General features: G+C 24.4%; 24 protein-coding genes, 1 tRNA gene and 1 pseudogene. 18 read left to right on the forward strand and 8 right to left on the reverse strand.

Features of this window, described 5'->3' with window-relative positions; genetic code table 11:
* Positions 1-2: 2 nt before the first annotated feature.
* The 5 genes from H0H50_RS02130 (at position 3) to groL (ending at position 4,074) form a co-directional block, all read left to right on the forward strand.
* Positions 3-1,250, forward strand: coding sequence for a sigma-54 interaction domain-containing protein (locus tag H0H50_RS02130; protein WP_185866989.1), 1,248 nt, complete (start codon positions 3-5; stop codon positions 1,248-1,250).
* Positions 1,240-1,728, forward strand: a complete 489-nt coding sequence (locus tag H0H50_RS02135) for a hypothetical protein (RefSeq protein WP_185866990.1) — start codon at positions 1,240-1,242, stop codon at positions 1,726-1,728. The genes H0H50_RS02130 and H0H50_RS02135 overlap by 11 nt, the downstream gene beginning before the upstream one ends.
* Before the next feature lie 63 nt (positions 1,729-1,791).
* Positions 1,792-1,983 (forward strand): preprotein translocase subunit SecG, encoded by a 192-nt coding sequence (gene secG, locus H0H50_RS02140; RefSeq protein ID WP_238784216.1) that lies wholly within the window; start codon positions 1,792-1,794, stop codon positions 1,981-1,983.
* A gap of 120 nt (positions 1,984-2,103) precedes the next feature.
* Positions 2,104-2,382: a co-chaperone GroES gene (locus tag H0H50_RS02145; protein WP_185866992.1), complete on the forward strand. Its 279-nt coding sequence runs from the start codon at positions 2,104-2,106 to the stop codon at positions 2,380-2,382.
* A 48-nt stretch (positions 2,383-2,430) separates the two neighbouring features.
* Complete coding sequence (gene groL / locus H0H50_RS02150) at positions 2,431-4,074, forward strand: chaperonin GroEL (RefSeq protein WP_185866993.1); 1,644 nt, start codon at positions 2,431-2,433, stop codon at positions 4,072-4,074.
* A gap of 83 nt (positions 4,075-4,157) precedes the next feature.
* Here the strand turns inward: groL and H0H50_RS02155 are convergent, their stop codons facing one another.
* The 3 genes from H0H50_RS02155 to H0H50_RS02165 form a co-directional block, all read right to left on the reverse strand.
* Positions 4,158-4,637: a KdsC family phosphatase gene (locus H0H50_RS02155; protein ID WP_394798957.1), complete on the reverse strand. Its 480-nt coding sequence runs from the start codon at positions 4,635-4,637 to the stop codon at positions 4,158-4,160.
* A 126-nt stretch (positions 4,638-4,763) separates the two neighbouring features.
* Positions 4,764-5,156, reverse strand: coding sequence for a DUF3276 family protein (locus H0H50_RS02160; RefSeq protein ID WP_185866995.1), 393 nt, complete (start codon positions 5,154-5,156; stop codon positions 4,764-4,766).
* Positions 5,157-5,245: 89 nt separating this feature from the next.
* Positions 5,246-6,997 (reverse strand): ABC transporter ATP-binding protein, encoded by a 1,752-nt coding sequence (locus H0H50_RS02165; RefSeq protein WP_185866996.1) that lies wholly within the window; start codon positions 6,995-6,997, stop codon positions 5,246-5,248.
* Positions 6,998-7,100: 103 nt separating this feature from the next.
* Here H0H50_RS02165 and nusB point away from each other — a divergent pair, with 103 nt between their 5' ends.
* From nusB to H0H50_RS02185, 4 genes are all read left to right on the forward strand, one after another.
* Positions 7,101-8,036 carry a transcription antitermination factor NusB gene (gene nusB / locus H0H50_RS02170; protein ID WP_185866997.1) on the forward strand — a complete coding sequence of 312 codons (936 nt, stop codon included), beginning with the start codon at positions 7,101-7,103 and terminating at the stop codon, positions 8,034-8,036.
* Between the two features lie 110 nt (positions 8,037-8,146).
* Positions 8,147-8,395 (forward strand): preprotein translocase subunit YajC, encoded by a 249-nt coding sequence (gene yajC / locus H0H50_RS02175; protein ID WP_394798958.1) that lies wholly within the window; start codon positions 8,147-8,149, stop codon positions 8,393-8,395.
* Positions 8,373-9,002: a dephospho-CoA kinase gene (coaE, locus tag H0H50_RS02180; protein WP_185866999.1), complete on the forward strand. Its 630-nt coding sequence runs from the start codon at positions 8,373-8,375 to the stop codon at positions 9,000-9,002. The genes yajC and coaE overlap by 23 nt, the downstream gene beginning before the upstream one ends.
* Position 9,003: 1 nt before the next feature.
* A complete protein-coding gene (locus H0H50_RS02185) occupies positions 9,004-9,117 on the forward strand; it encodes a 30S ribosomal protein THX (protein ID WP_185867000.1) in 114 nt (37 codons plus the stop codon).
* On the opposite strand, the gene H0H50_RS02190 is transcribed toward H0H50_RS02185, so the two are convergent.
* A complete protein-coding gene (locus tag H0H50_RS02190) occupies positions 9,114-9,812 on the reverse strand; it encodes a zinc metallopeptidase (protein ID WP_185867001.1) in 699 nt (232 codons plus the stop codon). The two genes, H0H50_RS02185 and H0H50_RS02190, sit on opposite strands and share 4 nt — an antisense overlap.
* Positions 9,813-9,900: 88 nt before the next feature.
* Between H0H50_RS02190 and H0H50_RS02195 the strand changes: the two genes are divergently transcribed.
* On the forward strand, positions 9,901-11,199 hold the full coding sequence (locus H0H50_RS02195; RefSeq protein WP_185867002.1) for an NAD(P)/FAD-dependent oxidoreductase: 1,299 nt from the start codon (positions 9,901-9,903) through the stop codon (positions 11,197-11,199).
* On the opposite strand, the gene H0H50_RS02200 is transcribed toward H0H50_RS02195, so the two are convergent.
* Both H0H50_RS02200 and H0H50_RS02205 read right to left on the reverse strand, forming a co-directional pair.
* A complete protein-coding gene (locus H0H50_RS02200) occupies positions 11,181-12,233 on the reverse strand; it encodes a chorismate-binding protein (RefSeq protein ID WP_185867003.1) in 1,053 nt (350 codons plus the stop codon). The two genes, H0H50_RS02195 and H0H50_RS02200, sit on opposite strands and share 19 nt — an antisense overlap.
* A 2-nt stretch (positions 12,234-12,235) precedes the next feature.
* The gene (locus H0H50_RS02205; RefSeq protein WP_185867004.1) at positions 12,236-12,676 is read right to left on the reverse strand and encodes a hotdog fold thioesterase; all 441 of its coding nucleotides are present in this window, start codon (positions 12,674-12,676) and stop codon (positions 12,236-12,238) included.
* 100 nt (positions 12,677-12,776) lie between these two features.
* On the opposite strand from H0H50_RS02205, the gene idi reads away from it, so the two are divergent.
* The 7 genes and pseudogenes from idi to miaA all read left to right on the forward strand — a co-directional run bounded on the left by idi (position 12,777) and on the right by miaA (position 20,089).
* Positions 12,777-13,328 (forward strand): isopentenyl-diphosphate Delta-isomerase, encoded by a 552-nt coding sequence (gene idi / locus H0H50_RS02210; RefSeq protein ID WP_185867005.1) that lies wholly within the window; start codon positions 12,777-12,779, stop codon positions 13,326-13,328.
* Positions 13,325-13,735 (forward strand): 6-pyruvoyl trahydropterin synthase family protein, encoded by a 411-nt coding sequence (locus H0H50_RS02215; RefSeq protein WP_185867006.1) that lies wholly within the window; start codon positions 13,325-13,327, stop codon positions 13,733-13,735. The genes idi and H0H50_RS02215 overlap by 4 nt, the downstream gene beginning before the upstream one ends.
* On the forward strand, positions 13,722-14,846 hold the full coding sequence (gene gcvT / locus H0H50_RS02220; RefSeq protein ID WP_185867007.1) for a glycine cleavage system aminomethyltransferase GcvT: 1,125 nt from the start codon (positions 13,722-13,724) through the stop codon (positions 14,844-14,846). The genes H0H50_RS02215 and gcvT overlap by 14 nt, the downstream gene beginning before the upstream one ends.
* A 238-nt stretch (positions 14,847-15,084) precedes the next feature.
* Positions 15,085-16,332: an MATE family efflux transporter gene (locus H0H50_RS02225; RefSeq protein ID WP_238784190.1), complete on the forward strand. Its 1,248-nt coding sequence runs from the start codon at positions 15,085-15,087 to the stop codon at positions 16,330-16,332.
* Positions 16,333-16,427: 95 nt separating this feature from the next.
* Positions 16,428-18,062, forward strand: a complete 1,635-nt coding sequence (locus tag H0H50_RS02230) for a DEAD/DEAH box helicase (protein WP_185867008.1) — start codon at positions 16,428-16,430, stop codon at positions 18,060-18,062.
* 13 nt (positions 18,063-18,075) lie between these two features.
* Positions 18,076-19,161 carry a chorismate synthase gene (gene aroC / locus H0H50_RS02235; RefSeq protein WP_185867009.1) on the forward strand — a complete coding sequence of 362 codons (1,086 nt, stop codon included), beginning with the start codon at positions 18,076-18,078 and terminating at the stop codon, positions 19,159-19,161.
* Between the two features lie 38 nt (positions 19,162-19,199).
* A pseudogene (gene miaA, locus H0H50_RS03110) lies at positions 19,200-20,089 on the forward strand (tRNA (adenosine(37)-N6)-dimethylallyltransferase MiaA).
* Here miaA and H0H50_RS02245 read toward each other — a convergent pair.
* A tRNA-Val gene (locus tag H0H50_RS02245) sits at positions 20,049-20,124 on the reverse strand. The pseudogene miaA and the gene H0H50_RS02245 sit on opposite strands and share 41 nt — an antisense overlap.
* A 7-nt stretch (positions 20,125-20,131) precedes the next feature.
* Complete coding sequence (locus tag H0H50_RS02250; RefSeq protein ID WP_185867010.1) at positions 20,132-21,406, reverse strand: bifunctional folylpolyglutamate synthase/dihydrofolate synthase; 1,275 nt, start codon at positions 21,404-21,406, stop codon at positions 20,132-20,134.
* Between the two features lie 84 nt (positions 21,407-21,490).
* On the opposite strand from H0H50_RS02250, the gene glnS reads away from it, so the two are divergent.
* The gene (gene glnS / locus H0H50_RS02255) at positions 21,491-23,155 is read left to right on the forward strand and encodes a glutamine--tRNA ligase (RefSeq protein ID WP_394798969.1); all 1,665 of its coding nucleotides are present in this window, start codon (positions 21,491-21,493) and stop codon (positions 23,153-23,155) included.
* Position 23,156 lies beyond the last annotated feature (1 nt).

A 23,156-nucleotide genomic window follows, 5' to 3' on the forward strand; every position in this document is an offset into this window, starting at 1 on the left:
ACATGGAATCCGTTTCTATCCAAAATATAAAACAAAAGTTTGGGATCATTGGATATGATTATGCTTTGCATAGAGCCTTAGAAAAGGCTATACAAGTTGCTCCTACTGATATTTCTGTGCTAGTTCTTGGAGAAAGCGGAGTAGGAAAAGAATTTATACCAAAAATTATTCATCAATATTCTTCTAGAAAACATCATGCTTATATTGCCGTAAATTGTGGAGCTATTCCAGAAGGAACAATTGATAGTGAACTTTTTGGACACGAAAAGGGGTCTTTTACAGGAGCCACAAGCATGCGGAAAGGATATTTTGAAGGTTCTAATGGAGGAACTATTTTTTTAGATGAAGTAGGAGAACTTCCTTTAACTACACAAGTACGTCTTCTTAGAATATTGGAGTCTGGAGAATTTATTAAAGTCGGATCTTCAAAAATTCAAAAAACTAATATACGTATTGTTGCTGCTACTAATTTAAATATGATAGAATCCATACAACATGGAAAATTTAGAGAAGATTTATACTATCGTCTAAATACAGTACAGATTAATGTTCCTCCTTTACGTTTTCGTAAAAATGATATTAAATTTTTATTCAAAAAATTTTCGAATGATTTTGCAGAAAAATATCGTATGCCTCCAGTAACATTTACTGAAGACGCTTTAAAATATTTAGAAGATTATTCTTGGCCTGGTAATATCAGACAATTAAAAAATCTCACAGAACAAATTTCTGTAGTGGAAACTAAACGTGAAATTTCTATAGAAAAATTAAAAGAATATATACCAGAAAATATACCATCAATATCTTTTTCTAATCCAAATGTACATATAGAAAGATCTTTTCATGATAGAGAAAGAGATTTTTTTTATAAAATATTATTTGATATGAAAAAAAATTTTAATGATTTGAAAAATATTACTTTTCAATTAATTAAAAATAATTCAAATACTAGATTTATTGAAGAAAATCAAGAACTTATGGAAAAAGTTTTTGGAAAAATGATTTATAATAGAGACGATTCTATTTTTCAATTAGAAGATTCCTCTAAATCTGAGGATGATTTAGATTATGAAGAAGTAGAAGAGGATTTATCTAAAAATGAATTGTCTTCTTTTTCATTGCAAAAAAAAGAAATTGAATTTATTCAAAAAGCTTTGAAAAAAAATAATGGAAAAAGGAGAAAAACTGCAAGAGAATTAGGGATTTCAGAAAGAACATTATATAGAAAAATTAAACAATATGGTTTATAAAAAGTTTTTTTTTGTTTTTATTTTCATTTTTTTTATGATTAGTTGTTATCATCCTTCTATTTCATCCTTTTTTGATATAAAAAAAACAATAGAGATAGGAGAATTTTCAGAAGTAGTTAATATACCTAGGAGATCTTTTTCCTTTGACTTTAAAAAAAATATTGAAGATTATATAATGAAGCATAATCCTTCCAATTTGGTACTAAAAAATGGAGATGCTGTTTTGAAAAGTGTATTTTTAAATTATGCTATTATTCCATTGGAAAATTATCCATTGAAAAAAATTAAGGTTACTGTGAAAATATCTTATAAAGATAATTTTGAACCAAAAAAAAATTGGGAAGAATATTTTGTTGTCTCAGAAGAGTTTTACAATAAAAAAAATCTTTTTTCAAAAGAAATTATTGATAAAATTATAGAAAAATTAACAATTCAAGTATATCAAAAAATATTTCATGATCCTAATAATAATTGGTAAATAAAATAAATGGAAAATATATCCATAATCATATTCAGTTTTTTTATTATTGTAACATGTCTAATGCTTACATTGATAATATTAATACAAAATCCAAAAAAAGAAAGTATTCATCAATCTTTTATGGAAAAAAATTTTAGATTTTTTGGAGTTAAAAGGACAAATACATTTTTAGAAAATGTTACCTGGTTTTTATCTATTATTATATTTTTTTTAACTCTATTTTTCAATTTTTTACTGAAATCAAAACATTGAATAAATATGTCATAATGACATTTAACTTTTATTAAATGAATAAAAAATCAATTCTTTTTCATTTGGCATGTTTTTGGCTTTGAACGATTAGAATCGTTAACCTTAAAAATTATTTATAATATGGTGGAAGTAAAGATTAAACCTTTAGCAGATCGTGTTCTTGTCCAACCTGATCCTGCTGAAACAAAAACATCTTCAGGTATTATTATTCCTGATACAGCGAAAGAAAAACCACAGAAAGGGACTATAATAGCAGTAGGTAAAGGAAAAAAAGATGAACCTATGATTTTAAAAGAAGGTGATAGAGTTTTGTATGGTAAATATTCCGGTACAGAATTAAAATGGGAAGGAGAAGAATATCTCATTATGCGTGAATCCGATATTATAGCTATCATATGATTCATATTAACTTATTAATAAGGTAAATTCATTAAAATTTAAAAGATTATGGCAAAAGATATTAAATTTGATATTGAAGCTAGAGATAAATTAAAAAAAGGAGTAGATGCATTAGCAAATGCTGTGAAAGTTACTTTAGGACCAAAAGGTCGTAACGTTGTGTTACAAAAATCTTTTGGAGGACCTCAAGTTACTAAAGATGGGGTAACAGTTGCTAAAGAAATTGAGTTAGAAGATCCTATAGAAAACCTTGGAGCTCAAATGGTCAAAGAAGTAGCTTCTAAAACTAACGATGTGGCTGGAGATGGAACTACAACCGCTACAGTATTAGCTCAAGCTATTGTTAGAGAAGGATTAAAAAACGTAGCAGCTGGAGCAAATCCAATGGATTTAAAAAGGGGGATAGATAAAGCTTTAGAAGTAGTTATCTTAGATTTAAGAAGACAGTCTAGAGAAGTGGGAGGTAATACAGAAAAAATAAAACAAGTTGCTTCCATTTCCGCAAATAATGATGAAAAAACTGGAGCGTTGATAGCTGATGCTTTTGAAAAAGTAGGAAAAGAAGGTGTTATTACAGTTGAAGAAGCAAAAGGTACAGATACATCTGTAGATATAGTTGAAGGAATGCAGTTTGATAGAGGTTATCAATCACCTTATTTTGTAACAAATACTGAAAAAATGATAACAGAATTTGATCAACCTCAAATTTTATTATCTGATAAAAAAATAGCAGCAATGAAAGATTTGTTGCCTATATTAGAACCTGTAGCTCAATCCGGAAAACCTTTATTAATTATTTCTGAAGAAGTGGAAGGTGAAGCATTAGCTACATTAGTAGTCAATAAAATTAGAGGGACTTTAAAAGTAGCTGCTATCAAAGCTCCTGGATTCGGAGATAGAAGAAAAGCTATGTTAGAAGATATTGCTATTTTAACTGGAGGAGCTGTAATTTCAGAGGAAACAGGAAGTAAATTAGAGGATGTAAAATTACATATGTTAGGAAAAGCAGAAAGAGTTATTATAGATAAAGATAATACTACTATAGTAAATGGAGGAGGAAATAAAAAAGATATTAGAGCACGTGTGGATCAAATTAAAGCTCAAATAGAATCTACTACATCAGATTATGATAAAGAGAAATTACAAGAACGTCTTGCAAAATTAGCTGGCGGTGTAGCTGTGCTTTATGTTGGAGCTGCTTCTGAAGTTGAAATGAAAGAAAAAAAAGATCGTGTAGATGATGCTTTGAATGCTACTAGAGCTGCGGTAGAGGAAGGAATAGTAGCAGGTGGTGGTGTTGCTTTAGTTCGTGCTATTAAATCATTAGATAATACAAAAGGAGATAATTCAGATCAAGATACTGGTATACAAATAGTTAGAAGATCTCTTGAAGAACCTTTACGTCAGATTGTAGCGAATGCAGGGGGAGAAGGCTCTGTAGTTGTAGCTAAAGTAGCAGAAGGAAAAGGAGATTTTGGATATGATGCTAAAATTGGAGAATTTAAAAACATGATAGTAGAAGGAATTATAGATCCAACCAAAGTGGCTAGAGTGGCGTTAGAAAATGCTGCATCTGTGTCAGGAATGTTACTAACCACTGAATGTGTTGTATCAGAAATAAAAAAAGATGAACCAAATGTAGGACCTCCAATGCCGGGAGCTGGAGGAGGAGGAATGGGTGGAATGATGTAAAAATTAAAAAAAAAAATAGTGTCTTATTTAGGGACACTATTTTTTTTTTTAATTTTTAATCTTTAATTAAGAGATGTTTTTAACTAGAACCAGTTTTTTTGAATTTTTAAAGTTTGTTCAATAACATCTCTTACACATCCTCTTCCTCCTTTTTTTGGAGAAATATATTTTGATATATCTTTAACTTCTTGAACCGCATCTATTGGAGAACAAGGTAAAGCTACAGATTTCATAATTTCAATATCAGGAATATCATCACCCATATATAAAATTTTTTTTTTCTTAATATTCAATATGTTGCAATATTCATCTAAATACTTTTTTTTATTATCTACTCCTTGATAAATATAACGAATATTCAAACCTCTCAAACGTCTAAAAACCATCAAATCGGATCCTCTTGTTATGATACATAAATTATATCCTTTTTTTTTTGCTAATTGCATTGCATATCCATCTTTAGCGAACATTTGTCTAACCAAATTACCATCTGGTAATAAATTTAAAGTAGAATCTGTCAATACTCCATCTACATCAAATATGAAAGTATTAATATTATTCATTATACTTATATAATTTTCCATATATTCCATTAAACATAATAAAATAACTAACCATTGTTTTTTTTATGAAAAAAAACACTAGTTTTAAAAAAACTAGAAATTAAAAAACATACTAAATACTAATATTTAAATATCTTCAAAATTAATATTAGTGAAGTTTTTTATCTCTGAAGTCTTTTTTTGTACATCTTTAATTTCTTGATTGTATGTAGTATGATTCTTAAAATCTTTTTGATGACGTTCCGAAATAACTTCTCTTCCTTTTTCATTTATAATAAATCGAATCATATCATCAAGTATACTTTGGAATTTTGAAAAATCTTCTTTATACAAATAAATTTTATGTTTTTTATAAGTTATTTCTCCTTTTTCGGAAAAATTTTTTTTACTTTCAGTTATAGTTAAATAATAATCACCGGCTCTTGTTTCTCTCGCATCAAAGAAATAAGTACGACTACCAGTTTTTAGAGTTCGTGAACAAATTTCATTTCTTTCTTTTATATTTTCTTTTTCGTCCATTTCAAAAAATATTATAATCCTAATTAAGCAAATCTAAACAAAAAAAATGGGACATCCCATTTTTATTATAATTATTCGAAATTAAATTTTTATAAAAAAATATTATGGGTTTCTATTTTTGATATTTTTCCGTTTTTCAAAACAATAAATAAATCAAAATCAGAAATATAAGAAGTATCATGAGTTATAATAATAATAGTACTATATTTTAACTCTTTTTTAATTTTAATAGAATGAATGATTAATTTTCTAGTCTTTTGATCTATAGCAGAAAAACTATCATCAAATATAAGAATTTTTGGATTTCTTATTATTGCTCTAGCTATACATATTCTTTGTTTTTGCCCTCCAGATAAAGTAATCCCTCTTTCTCCTATAATAGTTTCATATCCATTTTTGAAATTTAAAATGTCATTTTCTATCATAGCTATTTTAGCAGCTTTGTATACTTCACATGGAGTTACTTTATTCACACATCCTAAAGCTATATTATTATAAATAGAATCAGAAAAAAGAAAAGACTCTTGAGGAACATAACCTATATTTTCTCTAAAATCATATAAATTATGATCTTTCAAAGATAAATTATCTACTAATATTTCTCCTTGATATGGATCATACAAACGAGATATTAATCTACCTATAGTTGTTTTTCCAGATCCTGTTTCTCCCGTTAAAACCAAAGTATTTCCTTTCATTAAGGTGAATGATATTCTACTAATTGTATGATTTTGAATCTCTTGTTTAATATTTTTTTTATAACTATTATTGTGATAATAGAAAAAACTAACATTTTTAAACTGAACTTTTCCAAATATTTTTGTTTTTATAAGATTATTATTTAATATATCAGGTTTTTCTTTCAAAAATTCACTAATACGAATTTGCGATACTTTAGCTCTTTCTACAATAGAAACCACCCATCCTAATATAATAAAAGGAAAAATTAAAACATTTATATATGTTAAAAATTCAGCAATGGTTCCAATTTCTTTTATTTCTCCTTTAAAATATTTTTTTCCACCAAAGAAAAGAATTAATAAATGACAAATTCCTATAAGAAATATAATAACAGAAGATAATATAGTATCAATTTTAGCTAATTCTATATTTTTTTTATGATATTTCAATATAATTTTTCTATATTTTTCTTGAAAAAAAGATTCTGATACAAATGATTTAATAATATGAACTCCAGAAAAAGTTTCTTGTATAAAAGAACATATAATAGATTGAAATCTTTGAACTTCTTCACTTTTATTAGTAATATAAACACTAATATAATAAATAGAAATAAAAAGAATGGGAATAGGTAAAATAACGTAAAAAGTTAATATTTTATCGATTCGCAACATTTGCATAAAAACCATAAAAAAAAGAACTACAAGATTCAAGAAATACATTATTCCAGGACCTATATATTGCCTTATAAAAGAAACGTCCTCTGTAAGACGATTCATTAAGTCACCTGTAGAATTATTTTTATAAAAGGATAAACTTAATTTTTGATAATGTGAAAAAATTTCGTTTTTTATATCAAATTCTATCATTCTAGACGTAGTAATTATACATTGACGCATATGATATTTCACAAATCCACCTATAATTGGAACAATCAATATAATGCTAGTATAAATGAAAATATCTTTTTTTAAAGATATAGAATTTGATGTATTTGAAAAGTTTGTGAATAGATTTTTTATAGTATTAACAGATTTCCCTATATAAGGAATAGGAAGTAAAGTTAAAATGTTTGATGCTAAAATTAATAGAAATCCTATACACAAACGTAATTTATATTTTTGACAATATCTTTTGCTAAAAGCAAATAAACCACTCATATAAAATACAAAAATACGAACTTTTTAAGTTTTGATTTTTTATTTATATAATTGTACGAATAATTTTGTCGTGCATAAAAAATCAACATTATTATAATAAAAAATGTCAATAAGACGACACTTTAGAATAAGAAGTTTACAATTTTTATATGCTCAACATTTATCTAAAATGGATTCAAATAAAGTTGAAGAAAACATGCTTCAAAGTATTGAAACATTACATGATCTATATATTTATCTTCTATATTTAATATTAAAAATTAGAGAAAATGCTCTAGAAAAAAATTTACATAATAAAAATAAAACAGATTTTATACATAAATTTGTATACAATTCAGTGATCCAAATCCTATCTAAAAATAAATATTTAATAGAAGAATACCGTTCTACAAAAAATTCTAGAAAAATTTTATGGAATCAACAAGATGAATATATTTTTATCTTATTGCAAGAAATGCAAAAATCAAATTTTTGCAAAAAAGATTTTGTAAAATCTTATCCTTCTTCTTTTGAAGAAGAAAAAAGATTTATAATAAAATATTATAAAAATTTTGTCATTCCAAATAAGCAATTAATAGAATATATAGAAGACCTATATTATATTAATGGAGAAGAAAACTTGTATATAGCTCATACAATGGTATGTAAAACCTTACAATTTATTAATCATTCTACTCCTCAAAATTTTAAATTATATAATGTTTATAAAAATGATGAAAATAAAAAATTTATTATCGATTTATATCGAAATACAATTTTTCATAAAGAAGAATTTAATAATTTAATCAATAATATATCAAGTAATTGGGATATAAAAAGAATAGCAATTATAGATTTGATTATATTGCAAATGGCTATTTGTGAATTTTTATATTTTCCAAATATACCTCCTAAAGCAACTATGAATGAATATATAGAAATTACAAAAATATTTTGTATGGAAAAAAGCAAAACTTTTGTTAATGGTATATTAGATCAAATATTTAGATTTTTATATAAAAAAAATAAAATATTCAAAATAGGAAAAGGACTCATGTAAGTCTATTCAAAATTATAATATTATATTTTATGTTTTTTTCATTACAACAAAATTCTATTACAAACACAATTTGGATGTTTCTATTGATTTTTATTATATTTTATTTCTTTATGATACGTCCTCAAATAAAAAAGCAAAAAATTGAAAAAAAATTTCAGGAAAATTTAAAAAAAGGAAACCATATAGTAACAAATTCAGGAATACATGGGAGAATAATAGATATTACTGATCATTTTTGTATACTAGAAACTATTACAGGAAAAATAAAACTTGAAAGAAATATAATCTCTAAAGAATTAACCCAATTACGTTATAATAATAACAACATTATAGATTATGATAAAGAAAATAAGAAATGAAAATAAAAAAATGTTAGTAGGTATAACAGGTAAAATGGGTTCTGGAAAAAGTTTATTTTCTTCCTTTTTAAAAAAAAAAGGAATACCTATTTATTATTCAGATCAAAGAGGAAAAATATTAATGAATAAAATAAGGATTATAAAACAAAATATAACCAAATATTTTGGTAAAAATTCTTATGAAAAAGAAAAAATAAATAAATTTTATTTATCTAAAATTGTGTTCAAAAATCCTGTAGCATTGAAATTGTTATGTTCTATTGTTCATCCATGGATATCATTTGATTTTAAACAATGGAGATCGTCAATACAACAAAAAACTATATATGTAATAAAGGAATCAGCTATATTATTTGAAAGTGGTAGTTATAAGGAATGTGATTTGATTATTTCTATAACTTCATCCAAAGAAAATATGATAAAAAGAATAATGAAAAGAGATAATTTAAATGAAAATGAAATTATAGATCGTTTAAAAAATCAAATATCTAATAAAAAAAGAGAAAAAAAATCTAATATTATAATTAAAAATTGTTTATCAACACATCACTTACAAAAAGAAGCAGATAGAATACATAAATTGATAAAAAAACTAATTATGCATTAATATGGGTAAAGGAGACAAAAAAACAAGAAGAGGAAAAATAATAAACAAAACTTATGGAAATCTTCGTCCAAAGAAGAGAAATGCTAGAAAAAAGAAAAAAACAATTAAGAATTAAAAATTTTCATCTTTTTTACCGGTAAAAATAGATAAAAAATATATCAATTGAGCTAAACTACCCAAAGCAGAAACTACATAAGTCATAGCGGCCCAATTTAGTGATTCTTTAGCTTTGTGATATTCTTGTTGATTTACCACATTTTTATTTCTTAGCCAAGTCAAAGCTCTATTACTTGCATCAAATTCTATAGGTAATGTAATAAAAGAAAAAATCACAACTAAAAAAAATAATCCTATTCCTAGTTTAAGGATCAAAGAATCTTTTCCTCCTGAACTATAAAAAATAGTTAGTCCAGACATAATTGCTATATTTATAAATTTAGAACTAAAATTAAGAATAGGAACTAAATGATTTCGTAACTTTAATAAATTATAACCTAATCTATGCTGTAAAGCATGCCCACATTCATGTGCTGCTACTGCAACTGAAGCAGCGGTTCTATCGTTGTAAACTTTTTCACTCAAATTAATTGTTTTATTAATTGGATTATAATGATCAGTTAATTCCCCTTCTACAGAAAGAACATGAACATCATGTATACCATGATCTGTTAACATTTTTTCTGCTATTTCTTTTCCGCTCATATGTGAATGTAAGTAGAGTTTAGAATAATTTCTGAACTTGTTTTTTAATATTGTATTGACAATAATACTGACCAAAAAAGTAGTCCCCACAATTAAATAGTAAGTCATAAAAATCTATTTATTTTTAACAAAATTATTAATTTATCAATTAAAATGAAAATATATATAAATTAGCTTATATGTCAAACTTTTGACGATGAATATACCAAAAGTAAACAACTTAAAAAGAGTCGTTATTATTGGTGCTGGATTTGCAGGATTACAAGTAGCAAAAAAATTAAGAAGAGATAAGTTTCAAGTGGTACTTATAGATAAAAATAATTATCATACTTTTCAACCTTTATTGTATCAAGTAGCTACGGCAGGTCTAGAACCAGATTCTATAGCGCATTCTATTAGAAATATCATTAAAAAAACAAAAAACTTTTTTTTTAGATTAGCTTTTGTTCATTATATCAATACAAAAGAACAAAAAATATATACAAATGTAGGGAATTTACCTTATGATTATTTAATTGTGGCAACAGGATCTGTTACCAATTATTTTGGAAATAAAAATATAGAATCTTTTGCTTTCCCTATGAAATCTATTCCAGAAGCTTTAAATTTAAGAAGTCTTATTTTACAAGATTTTGAATCTGCTTTATTAACAAAAAATGATAAAGAAAAAAAAAGACTTATGACTTTTGTTATTGTAGGAGGAGGACCTACTGGAGTGGAATTAGCTGGAGCTTTAGCTGAAATGAAAAAATATGTCCTACCACATGATTATCCCGATTTAGATATTCAATATATGAATATTCATTTATTACAAGCTACTTCTAGATTATTAGATGGAATGTCTAAACAATCGGCTCAAGAAGCTTACAAAAATTTAAAGGAATTAGGTGTTATTATTTGGTTGAATTGTTTAGTTAAAGATTATGATGGAGAAATAGTTTTTATGGAAAAAAATAAAAAAATAGAATCTTCTAATGTAATATGGGCTGCAGGAGTAAAAGGTGCTATTATAAAAGGTTTTTTAAAAGAAGACATGGAAGGAAATAGAATTCTAGTCGATAATTTCCTTAAAGCTGTAAGGTACAAAAATATTTTCGCTATTGGAGATGTAGCTTACATAAATGAAAATAAACATTATCCCAACGGTTATCCCATGACGGCTCAACCTGCAATACAACAAGGAAATTATTTAGCTAAAAACTTAAATTGTTTTTTTTCAAATAATTCGAACATGAAACCTTTTATTTACAAAAATTTAGGATCTATGGCTACGATCGGAAGAAACAAAGCCGTATGTGATTTTCCTTATTTAAAATTAAAGGGATTTTTAGCATGGATTGTTTGGATGTTTGTTCATTTAGTTAGTTTAGTAGGTTTTAGAAATAGAGCAATAGCTTTAACAAATTGGGTTATTCAATATTTTCATTATAACAAAAGTGTACGTTTAATTATAAGACCATTTTATAGAAAAAAAAATCATTTGAAAATAAGTTGAGAAAGAATATTTTTTATTTTATTCTCTGTTTCTATATATTCTTGATGAATATTGCTATCTATAGTAATTCCACTTCCAGCATATAAAATCATTTCTCTTTTATTTTCTTTTATATTGACACATCTTAAATTAAGATATAATTCCATTTGATCTTTATGAACTGTTCCAATATATCCCGTGTAAAAATTTCTTTCATATTCTTCATTTTTACGAATAAAATTTAATGATTTATTTTTTGGAAAACCACATATAGAAGGAGTTGGATGTAAACGATTTAAAATTTCATAATAATCAGGTTTATCAAGAAAATAAAAAAAAATTAGAGTTTCTAAGTGTTTTAAATGACCTATTTTTGTAGTTTTAGTTTTCTTTATATGAATGGTTCCTTTATAAGACTTTAATAAATGAATTATATATTTTATAACAATTTTATGTTCTTCAACTTCCTTTTTTGTCCATTTATTGGATCCCCAAATAGTACCTGCTAATGCTGAAGTTTTCAATTTTTTATTATAACATTTCATTAACAATTCTGGAGTGCATCCTATCCAAAATCCATGATAAAAATCATACCAAAGACTAATTAAAGCATTAGGATAAGTATAAATTAATTTTATAAAAGTACTTTTAAAGTAAAAATTCCGAAAAGGAATTTTTATAGATCTGGATAAAACTACTTTTTTAAAAAAACCTTTTTTTATATTTTCAATAGCTTTTTTTATTAAGTTTTTATATTTACAAGAGTCTATTAAAAAAGAAGAATTTTTTTCACAAAGAGAAAATAAAATGTTTTCTTTTTTATATTTATATAATTCTTGTATATCTATATAATAAATTTCTTTTGGATATATTTTTATGGTATGATCATTATTAAAATTTTTAATTAAAAAAAATTTTTCACCTATATAATTGTAATCAGAATAAAAAAATATTTTTTTATCGTAAGGTTTTTTAAAAAGAACAAAATTATTGTGGTTGGAATAATCTTCTAAAATTTTCTTATATAAAGAGAAAACACTAATTTTTTTTGACATATTTATTTTTTTGGAATTATGATATTAGTTAGTTTACAAAAACTAATAATATTTTTTTTTTCATCGTAAACATTAACTTGAATAAAATGTAAAGTATTTCCTTTATGAAAAATTTTAGCTTTAGCAAATAAAATTCCTTTTTTTTTTATAGATCGAATATGATTTGCAGAAATTTCAATACTAAAAACATTTAGATCTTCTTTATTTTCATTTTTAATATTTATAAAAGAAATAGAACTTCCAACGCTTTCAGCTAAAATTATAGTAGCACCTCCATGTATATAACCAAAAGGTTGAAATATTTTATGATTTACAGGCATTTTTGCTATCAATATATCTAATTGAATAGATAAAAAAATAAATTGAATTTGCATCATGTTTATCAATGTATTTTTTTTTAAATTATTCAATTCATTTAATAGCTTTTTAGTTTTTTTTTCCATAAATAAAAAACAAAACAATATAAAATTTATTATATAATCAATTTACATTATATTATTTTATCTATTTTTTCAAGGATATTAAATCAAAAAATTAGTGAATATGAATGTTAAAAAGAAAAAACAAGATCATGAAAATCTTATTCCTTTAATAGGAATAAAAAATCAAATTGTAGGATTCGAAAAAAAAGAAAAAATTCATACAGAGGGATTACTACATAGTGCAGTTTCTGTTTTTATTTTTAATTTAGAAAATGATTTAATGTTGCAAAAAAGATCTTCAAAAAAATATCATTCTTCTTTGCTTTGGACTAACACTTGTTGTAGTCATCCTAGAAAAAACGAATCTGTTTTAAAAGCTGCACATCGTTGTTTAATAGAAGAAATGGGTTTTGATTGTTTTCTAGAACAAAAATTTAGTTTTACTTATCATGAATTTTTAAATAATGGTTTAATAGAAAATGAATTGGATCATGTTTTTGTTGGATTTTATGAAAAATCACCTATTATAAATTTCAAAGAAGTAGACAATTGGAAATGGATTTCATTAAATGAATTAATTAAAAGTATTCATATACATCCAAATTCTTATACTATTTGGTTAAAAATTATTGTTAAAAATTATTTAAATCAGTTAAAATCTATTAAAATATGATAGCTACTATAAGTCGAAAAGGATATTTTAGTGCTGCACATAGACTTTACAATAATCATTGGGATTATCAAAAAAATATCGAAATATTTGGAAAATGTGCACATTTAAATTATCATGGACACAATTATGAATATATTGTAAGTGTTACAGGAGAGATAGATTCGGAAACAGGATTTGTTTTCAATTTAGATAAATTAAAATATATTCTTTATAATGAAATAGAAAAACTTTTTGATCATAAAAATATTAACTTAGATATTAAAGAATTTTCATCCATCAATCCCACTATAGAAAATATTGTTGTTTTCATGTGGAATCAAATAAATAAAAAAATATCTTCCAACTTGGATTTAAAAATAACTTTGTACGAAACGAAAAATAATTTTGTTGAATATGACGGAAAATAATAAAAATTTTATTAAAAAAACAATTTTATATAATCATCACATTCATTTAGGAGCTAAAATGGTGAATTATTCCGGATTTTATATGCCACTTCAATATACCTCTTCCTTAACAGAACATATGTCTGTAAGAAATTATGCTGGTATTTTTGATGTAAGTCATATGGGAAAATTTATTTTGAAAGGAAAACATTCTATAGATTTAATTCAATATCTAAGCACAAATGATTTATATAAAATAAAAATTGGACAAGCTCAATATACTTGTTTCATTAATGATAAAGGAGGGATTATTGATGATTTAGTAGTTTATAAAATTTCGGAAGAAAATTTTTTACTTATAGTTAATGCTGCTAATATTAATAAAAATAAAAAATGGATAAATGATAATATTAAAAAATATAAATATAGCGATATAAAATTAATAGATACTTCTTTAAAATATTCGCTTATAGCAATTCAAGGTCCATTATCTTTATTTCATGTTCAAAAATTAACAGATATTCCATTAAATGAAATTCCTTTTTATCACTTTAAAATAGGAAAATTTTCAGGGATAAGAAATGTATTAATTTCTCGTACAGGATATACAGGGTCCAAAGGCATAGAAATTTATGTTTCTAATGAAAATACAGAAAAAATATGGAATGATATTCTAGAACTAGAAATAGAAAATCATAAAATAATTCCTTGTGGAATAGCAAGTAGAAATTCATTGAGACTAGAAATGGGGTACCGTTTATATGGACAAGATCTTTCTGAAGAGATAACACCTATTGAAGCGAATTTAGTTTGGATTATTAAATTCGAAAAAAAATTTATAGCAAAAAAAATATTGCAAAAACAAAAAAAAGAAGGAAAATACAAAAGGTTTATATCCTTTATTATTGAAGAAAAAAATAATATTCCTAGACAAGGATACATATTAGTAGATGAAAATGAAAAACCTATTGGTTATGTAACTTCTGGAGTATACTCCCCAGTTTTAAAAAAAGGTATTGGAATAGGATATTTAACAAATCAACAAAAAACAAATTATGTATTTCTTTTGATAAGAAATAAGAAAGTACTCATTAAAATGGTAAAATTACCTTTTATCAGGATAAAAAATTAAATGTTGAATCTTCGTTTGTCTTATAATAATAAAATCACAATAAAATGGTAAAATTACCTTTTATCAGGATAAAAAATTAAATGTTGAATCTTCGTTTGTCTTATAATAATAAAATCACAATCTTATCAATAAAAAAAGCATAATATATTTACAACATATTAAAAAAAATTTTTTTTTAGCTATTCCCGTATTTTTTACTCAATTAGGCCTAATATGTGTTGGTTTATCTGATAATATAATGGTTGGATTTCTAGGAAAAAAAGCTCTAGCTTCAGTTTCATTAGCTAATGCTGTTTTTTTTATCATGATCATTTTTGGATTAGGGGTATCCACAGCCATTTCTTCTTTAATCGCATCTATAGATGCAAAACAAGAATATAAAAAAGGAGCTATTATTTTTCATCATGGATTAATTTTAAATTTTTTTTTATCCGTATTTATGTATGGATTAATACATATATTTTATTATATTTTTCCTTATTTAGGACAACCTAAAGAAATATTAAATGAAACTATTTCTTTTTTAAAAATAATATCTATTTCTTTTATTCCTTGGATGATATTTGAAGTATTTCGAAAATTTTCAGAAGGTTTATCTTTAGTATTTCCTAGTCTTATTGTCACTTGGATATCAGCTTTTATAAACATTATATTAAATTATATATTTCTTAATGGGATCTATGGTTTTCCTAAATTAGGAATTATTGGAGTGGCTTATGCTACTTTAATATCTCGCATAATAATGCTAATAGGTATTTTTATTTTATTGTATAAACACAAAAAAGTACAGAATTACTACAAACAATTAAGATATTTTTTTTTATATAAGAAATATATAAAAAAAATATTAAAGATAGGAATTCCTTCTGGATTACATATGTTATTTGAAATAAGTGCTTTTGCTATTTCTTCTTTTATATCAGGAAAATGTGGAATCAAAGTATTAGCTGCTCATCAAATAGTTATTAACTTAGTATCTTCTACTTTTCTTCTCAGTACAGGTTTTTCTGTAGCAGCTACAATAAGAATAGGAAATCAACTAGCTTTAAAAAATTATTTAGAATTAAGAAGAATAGGAAAATCTATTTTTTTTATGGGCATTATTTTTATGTTAATTTGTAGTTTTTTCTTTTTTTTCTTTAGAAGCTATATTCCTTATTTATATATAAAAAACGATTATGAAGTTATTCAAATTGCAGAAAAAATGATTGTCATAGCCAGTATTTTTCAATTATCTGATGGATTACAAGGAATCATTCTCGGAGCTTTAAGAGGATTACAAGATGTTCGTATTCCAATGTGTATTAGTTTTTTTTCTTATTGGATTATAGCTCTTCCTACAGCATGGTTTTTATCTATTAATATGGGAGGAATAGGTGTGTGGATTGGATTAGGGTTAGGATTAACTATATCCGCTATGTTACTTTTTATAAGATATGAAACTATAATTAAAAAACTTATAAGAAAAAAAGTAATAAACGTTTAATATTCAAGTAAATAATTATATAATATTACAGTTCATATTAAATATCTATATTTGATATGAGATTAGAATTTTAATAGAATTTTTACCATTCTTTTATGAAAACATTTCAAGAATACGATTTTTTTAACGATAATATAATTCAAGCTATAGAAGCTATTGGATTTAAGTATCCAACACCAATCCAAGAAAAAGTTATTCCTTTTTTGTTATCTTCAAAGAAAGATATTATAGCATTAGCTCAAACTGGGACAGGAAAAACAGCGGCTTTTGGACTTCCAATTATTCAGAAAATGAATTTACAATCCAATGATCCTCAAGCTTTAATTTTATGTCCTACAAGAGAATTATGTATACAAATAACTCGTGATCTTTGTCGTTTTTCAAAATTTACAATGTTTGTAAAAATTATTTCTTTATATGGAGGAGCTAATATCAATTCTCAAATAAAATCCTTAAAAAATAAAACTCATATTATAGTAGGAACTCCAGGAAGGATTATTGATTTAATAAAAAGAAAAAAATTATATTTTAATGAAATTCAATATTTAGTACTTGATGAAGCAGATGAAATGCTCAATATGGGATTTAAAGATGAATTAGATTATATCATAGAAAAATTACCGAAGAAAAGACAAAGTTTATTATTTTCAGCTACAATGTCTAAATATATGAATGTCATAGCACATAAATATTTAATAGATCCTGTAGAAATTGTTACAGGAAAAAAAAATATAGGGTCCGATGATGTTAAACATGTTTATTACATAATAGAAAATTTGAATAAAAAATATTTAACTTTGAAAAGAATTGTGGATATTAATCCTAATATTTATGGAATTATATTTTGTAGTACTAAAAAAGAGACTAAAGAAATAGCCGAATATTTAATCAAAGACGGTTATAATGCTGATGCTTTGTATGGTGATCTTTCACAATCACAACGTGAGTCTGTTATGAATAGATTTAGAAATAGAAATTTACAATTTCTTGTAGCTACAGATGTAGCCGCTCGTGGATTAGATGTTAACAATATTACTCATGTTATTAATTATAATCTTCCAAAAGAAAGTGAAATTTATGTCCATAGAAGTGGACGTACAGGAAGAGCTGGAAATACAGGGATTTCTGTTTGTATTATTCAAACAAAAGAAATCAGAAATTTAAGAGAATTTGAAAAAAAAATTGGAATAAATTTTAAACGTATTATGGTTCCCTCTGGAGAAGAAATATGTGAAAAACAACTATTCTATTTTATAGAAAAGGTAAAAAAAGTAGTTGTAGACGAAAAATTAATGAAAAAATTTCTTCCTGAAATACAAAAAAATTTAGAATTTTTTGATAAAAAAGAGTTAATAAAACGTTTTTCTTGGATTGAATTTAATCATTTTATAAATTTTTACAAAAATTCTAAAGATTTAAATCCTATTTTTTATAAAAAAACCTATAATTCTAATAAAAAAAAACTGTTTTTAAAAACAAAAAAATTAAAAAGAGAATCTTTTTCAAAACTTTTTATGAATATAGGATCCAAAGATAATTTAACAAAATTAGGGTTAATTAATTTAATCAATCAAGTAGTTAATAATTCACATATTAATATTGGACATATAGAAATTTTATCAAATTTTTCATTATTTGAAGTAGAAAAACGTTATAGAAATAAAATATTAATAGGAATGAGCAGAATAAATCATTTTGGAAGACCTATTTCAATAGAAATTAAAAACTAAAACTTCTTTCATTATGGCAGGGAATACTTTTGGTAATTTATTTAGAATTAGTACTTTTGGAGAAAGTCATGGAATGGCATTAGGAGGTGTCATTGATGGATGTCCATCAGGAATAGAATTAAATTTTAAAGAAATTCAATATGAATTAAATAGAAGAAAACCAGGACAATCATCTATAGTAACCCAAAGAAATGAGCCTGATAAAATTAATTTTTTATCTGGAATTTTTAATAATAAGACTACAGGAACTCCCATAGGTTTTGTCATTTATAACAAAGATCATAAATCTGACGATTATAATCATATTAGAGAAGTTTATCGTCCATCACATTCAGATTTAACATATGAAAAAAAATATGGAATAAGAGATTATAGAGGTGGAGGACGTTCTTCTGCAAGAGAAACAATATGTAGAGTAGTGGCTGGAGCTATTGCTAAACAATTAATAAAAGATATTACAATTACATCTTATGTTTCTTCTGTAGGAGATATATCTATAAATAAATCTTATCAAGAACTAGATTTATCTAGAGAATCAATAGAAAAAAATCCTATAAGATGTCCTGACCCATATACTGCGGAAAAAATGATATATAAAATTAAAGAAATAAAAAATAAAGGGGATACAATAGGTGGGATTATCACTTGTGTTATTAAAAATCTTCCAATAGGAATTGGAGAACCTATTTTTGAAAAACTACATGCAGAGCTAGGAAAAGCTATGCTTTCAATTAACGCTGTAAAAGGATTTGAATATGGAAGTGGATTTCATGGAACTCAGTTAACAGGTTCTCAACATAATGATTTATTTCAAAAAGATGGAACTACCAAAACAAATTTATCCGGAGGAATACAAGGAGGTATTTCAAATGGAATGGATATTTATTTTAGAATAGCGTTTAAACCTGTAGCTACAATAATGCAAAAACAAAAAACTATAGATAAACATGGGAATTTTACCTTAATAGAAGGAAAAGGTAGACATGATCCTTGTGTTTTACCTCGTGCGGTTCCTATTGTTGAATCTATGACAGCTTTAGTTTTAGCGGATTATTGGATGTATAATAAATTATCTAAATATTCTTCAATAAAAAATTGAATCAAAAATTTATAATTTTTATTCTAGGTCCTACCTGTGTGGGAAAAACTCATCTTTCTTTATTTTTAGCTGAAAAATTCAAAACTGAAATTTTATCTTGTGATTCTAGACAATTTTACAGAGAATTAAAAATAGGAACTTCTATGCCAACTTTGGAAGAAAGAACTCGTATTCCTCATCATTTTATCGGACATTTAAGTATTCATCAAAATTATAATGCAAAACTATTTGAAATAGATACCTTAAAAAAAATTTCAAAATTATTTACTAAATATTCTTTATTAATTATGGTAGGAGGATCTAGTTTATATGAAAAAGCAATAACAGAAGGATTATCTGAATTTCCTAAAATCAATTCAGATATTAGAAATAATTTGATTTATCATTTTAAAAAAAAAGGAATTTCTTTTTTGCAAGAAAAATTTTTTAATTTAAAAAAACCAGGAGAATCAATTGACATTTTTAATCCTAGACGTTTAATTCGATATTTAGAAATAGTTCAATCTACAGGAAAAAGTCCTTCTTTTTTTTATAAAAAAAAAAAAGAAATTTTTTAATTTTAAAAATAGGATTGAAAATGCCTAGACATGAAATCTATTCTAGAATAAATAATAGAGTAGATCATATGATTAAAATAGGTCTATTAGATGAAGCTAAACTCTATTATCATTATAGAAATTTAAATAGTTTACAAACTATAGGATATCAAGAAATATTTGAATTTTTTTCTAAAGGAACAAAAAATTTGAATGAAAGTATAGAAAAAATAAAAAAAAATACTAGGAGATATGCAAAAAGACAATTAACCTGGTATAAAAAAGATAAATCTATTATATGGTTTGATATCAAAGAAAAAAATAAAATTTTCAATTTTATTTTAGAAATAGTGGGCAATACTGGATTTGAACCAGTGACCTCCTGCTTGTAAAACAGATGCTCTAAACCAAACTGAGCTAATTGCCCTATTTACTTATTTACTCAAATGTAAGAAAAAATCCTTATAATATAACAAAATTTCAGATACAACAAACGTACTTCCACTTATCAAAATTAAGTCGTTTTTGTTGGCTTTACTTTTAGCAGATAAGAAAGCCTTCTTTACAGAAGAGAAAAAATTTATTTTTTCATGATTTTTAAATATTTTATTAATTAATATTGTTAAATCATGAATTGAATATTTTCTATCTATATTAGGTTGACAAAAATAATAAAAAGATTCAATAGGAAAATGTTTTAATAATTGATCTACTTTTTTTTCTTTTACAAAACCCAAAACTAAATGTAATTCTTCATATGATTCCTTTTTCAACTGCTTATTAATTACATGAACTCCTTCTTCATTATGAGCTATATCACAAATAATTTTTGGATTTTTTTGTTGTAAAATATGCCAACGACCTTTGAAATTAGTATTATTTATAATGTTTTTTAATCCTTTTTCTATTGATTTATTGGATACAATTATATTTTTTCTATAACGTAAAATATTTATAACTTTTAATACTACACTTCGATTCAAATTTTGATAATCTGCTTTAAATGGCATTTTATATTGAAAATCTTTTTGAGATTTTACAGAAAAATAAATTGGAGCATTTTTTTTTATAGCTTCTTTAAGAAAAAGAAATTGAATATTTCTAGATATTTTTCTTCCTATTATTACGGATACATTTTTTTTTATAATTCCTGCTTTTTCCAAAGCAATTTCGGATTTTTTATTTCCCAGAGTTTCTGTATGATCTATGCTTATATTTGTAATTACAGATATTTCTGGAATTATCAAATTGGTAGAATCTAATCTACCTCCCATTCCTACTTCAATAATTGCTATATTTACCTTTTTATCTTTAAAATATTGAAAAGCTAAAGCTGTATTCATTTCAAAAAATGAAATTTTTTCTTTTTCTATAAATTTTTTATTTTTTTTTATAAAATCTACGATAAAATCTTTTTCTATTAAAACACCATTACAAGTTATTCTTTCTCTAAAATCGATTAGATGAGGAGAAGTGAATAATCCTATTTTATATTTTTCTTCTTGTAAAATAGAAGATAACATGTGTACTGTGGATCCTTTTCCATTTGTTCCACCTACGTGTATACTTTTAAAAAAATTTTGTGGATTTCCTAAATAAGAACAAAAATTTTGTATTCTATTCAATCCTGGTTTATATGATTTTAATCCTACTTTTTGATACATAGGAAGACGTTTAAAAATCCATTGAATTGTCTCTACGTAATTCAAGTCTCAATTATTAAAAATAACATAACAACAAAAATATATTTTTTTCCAAAAAATTGATTATATTCGTCCTAGAATTGATTTCTAATTTTTTTTGATATAAAATCACATCTACATTTTGTTGAAAAAATTATAGAGGAAGATATAAATAATGGATTTCCTATAAAAAAAATTAGATTCCGTTTTCCTCCTGAACCTAATGGTTATCTTCATATTGGACATGTTAAAGCGATATGTTTAAACTTTGAATTAAGTAATAAATATAAATCTCCAATCAATTTAAGATTTGATGATACTAATCCTGTAGGAGAAAATAAGAATTTTATAGATTCTATAAAACAGGACATCCTTTTTTTAGGGTTTCATTGGGATAATGAAAGTTATGCTTCAGATTATTTTTCTAAACTTTATGAATGGGCTATAAAATTAATTAAAGAAAATAAAGCTTATGTAGATGATCAATCTCAAAATATAATTCAATATCAAAGGAAAACTCCTTTTGAAATTGGTATTGACAGTGATTATAGAAATAGATCTACAGATGAAAATCTATTTCTTTTTAAGAAAATGAAAGATGGATTTTTTAAAGAAGGATCTTGTGTTTTAAGAGCTAAAATTAATATGAGTTCTTCAAATATGAATATGCGAGATCCAATTATGTATAGAATTTTACAAAAAAAACATCATAGAACTGGATATAAATGGTGTATTTATCCTACTTACGACTGGACACATGGTTTATGCGATTATATAGAACAAATATCTCATTCTTTATGTTCTTTGGAGTTTGAAAATAGACGTCCGTTATATAATTGGTATTTAGATCAAATTTGTATTAATAATGAAGATTATATTAGGCCTAAACAAATAGAATTTTCAAGATTAAATTTAAGTAATACTATAACTAGTAAAAGAAAAATTCAATATTTAATTGAAAAAAAAGTAATTCAATCTTGGGATGATCCACGTCTTTTTACAATATCTGGATTACGTCGTAAAGGATACACTTCTGTTGCGTTAAAAAATTTTGTTCACAAAATAGGAGTTACAAAAAGAAATAATATAATAGATATATCTTTTTTGGAATTTTGGATTAGAAAACATTTAAATAAAATAGCTACTAGAGTTATGGTAGTATTACATCCAATTAAATTAATTATTGATAATTATTCAAATATTACTGAATGGGTGGAAGCAGAAAATAATCCCGAAGATTTTAATTTTGGAAATAGAAAAATTCCTTTTTCTAAATTTATCTATATTGAAAAAAATGATTTTTTGGAAAAAAAAGAAAAAAATTTTTTTCGTCTTTGTATTGGAAAAGAAGTAAGACTTAAAAATGCTTATATCATAAAAGCAAATTATGTAATAAAAAATTCTAAAGGAAAAATAAAGGAAATACATTGTACTTATGATCCAGAAAGTAAATCTGGAAAAAAAAATAAAATTGAAGAAAAAGGAAGAGTAAAAAGTACCTTACACTGGGTGTCTATAAAACATTCTTTTCCTATAGAAATTAGTTTATATAATCCTCTTTTTTTAAAAAAAAATCCGGATATAGATTTTCATATCAATCCTAAATCAAAAGATAAAATTATAGGTTATGCAGAACCTTATTTAAAAAAAGCAAAAAAAGGAGATCATTTCCAATTTCAAAGAATTGGTTATTTTTATGTGGATAGTAAAATCACAAATAATGATCAAGTCATTTTTAATAATACGGTATCAATAAAAAATAGATATCAATCTTAAA

Source organism: Blattabacterium cuenoti, from assembly GCF_014252015.1.
Taxonomy (GTDB): Bacteria; Bacteroidota; Bacteroidia; order Flavobacteriales; family Blattabacteriaceae; genus Blattabacterium; species Blattabacterium cuenoti_U.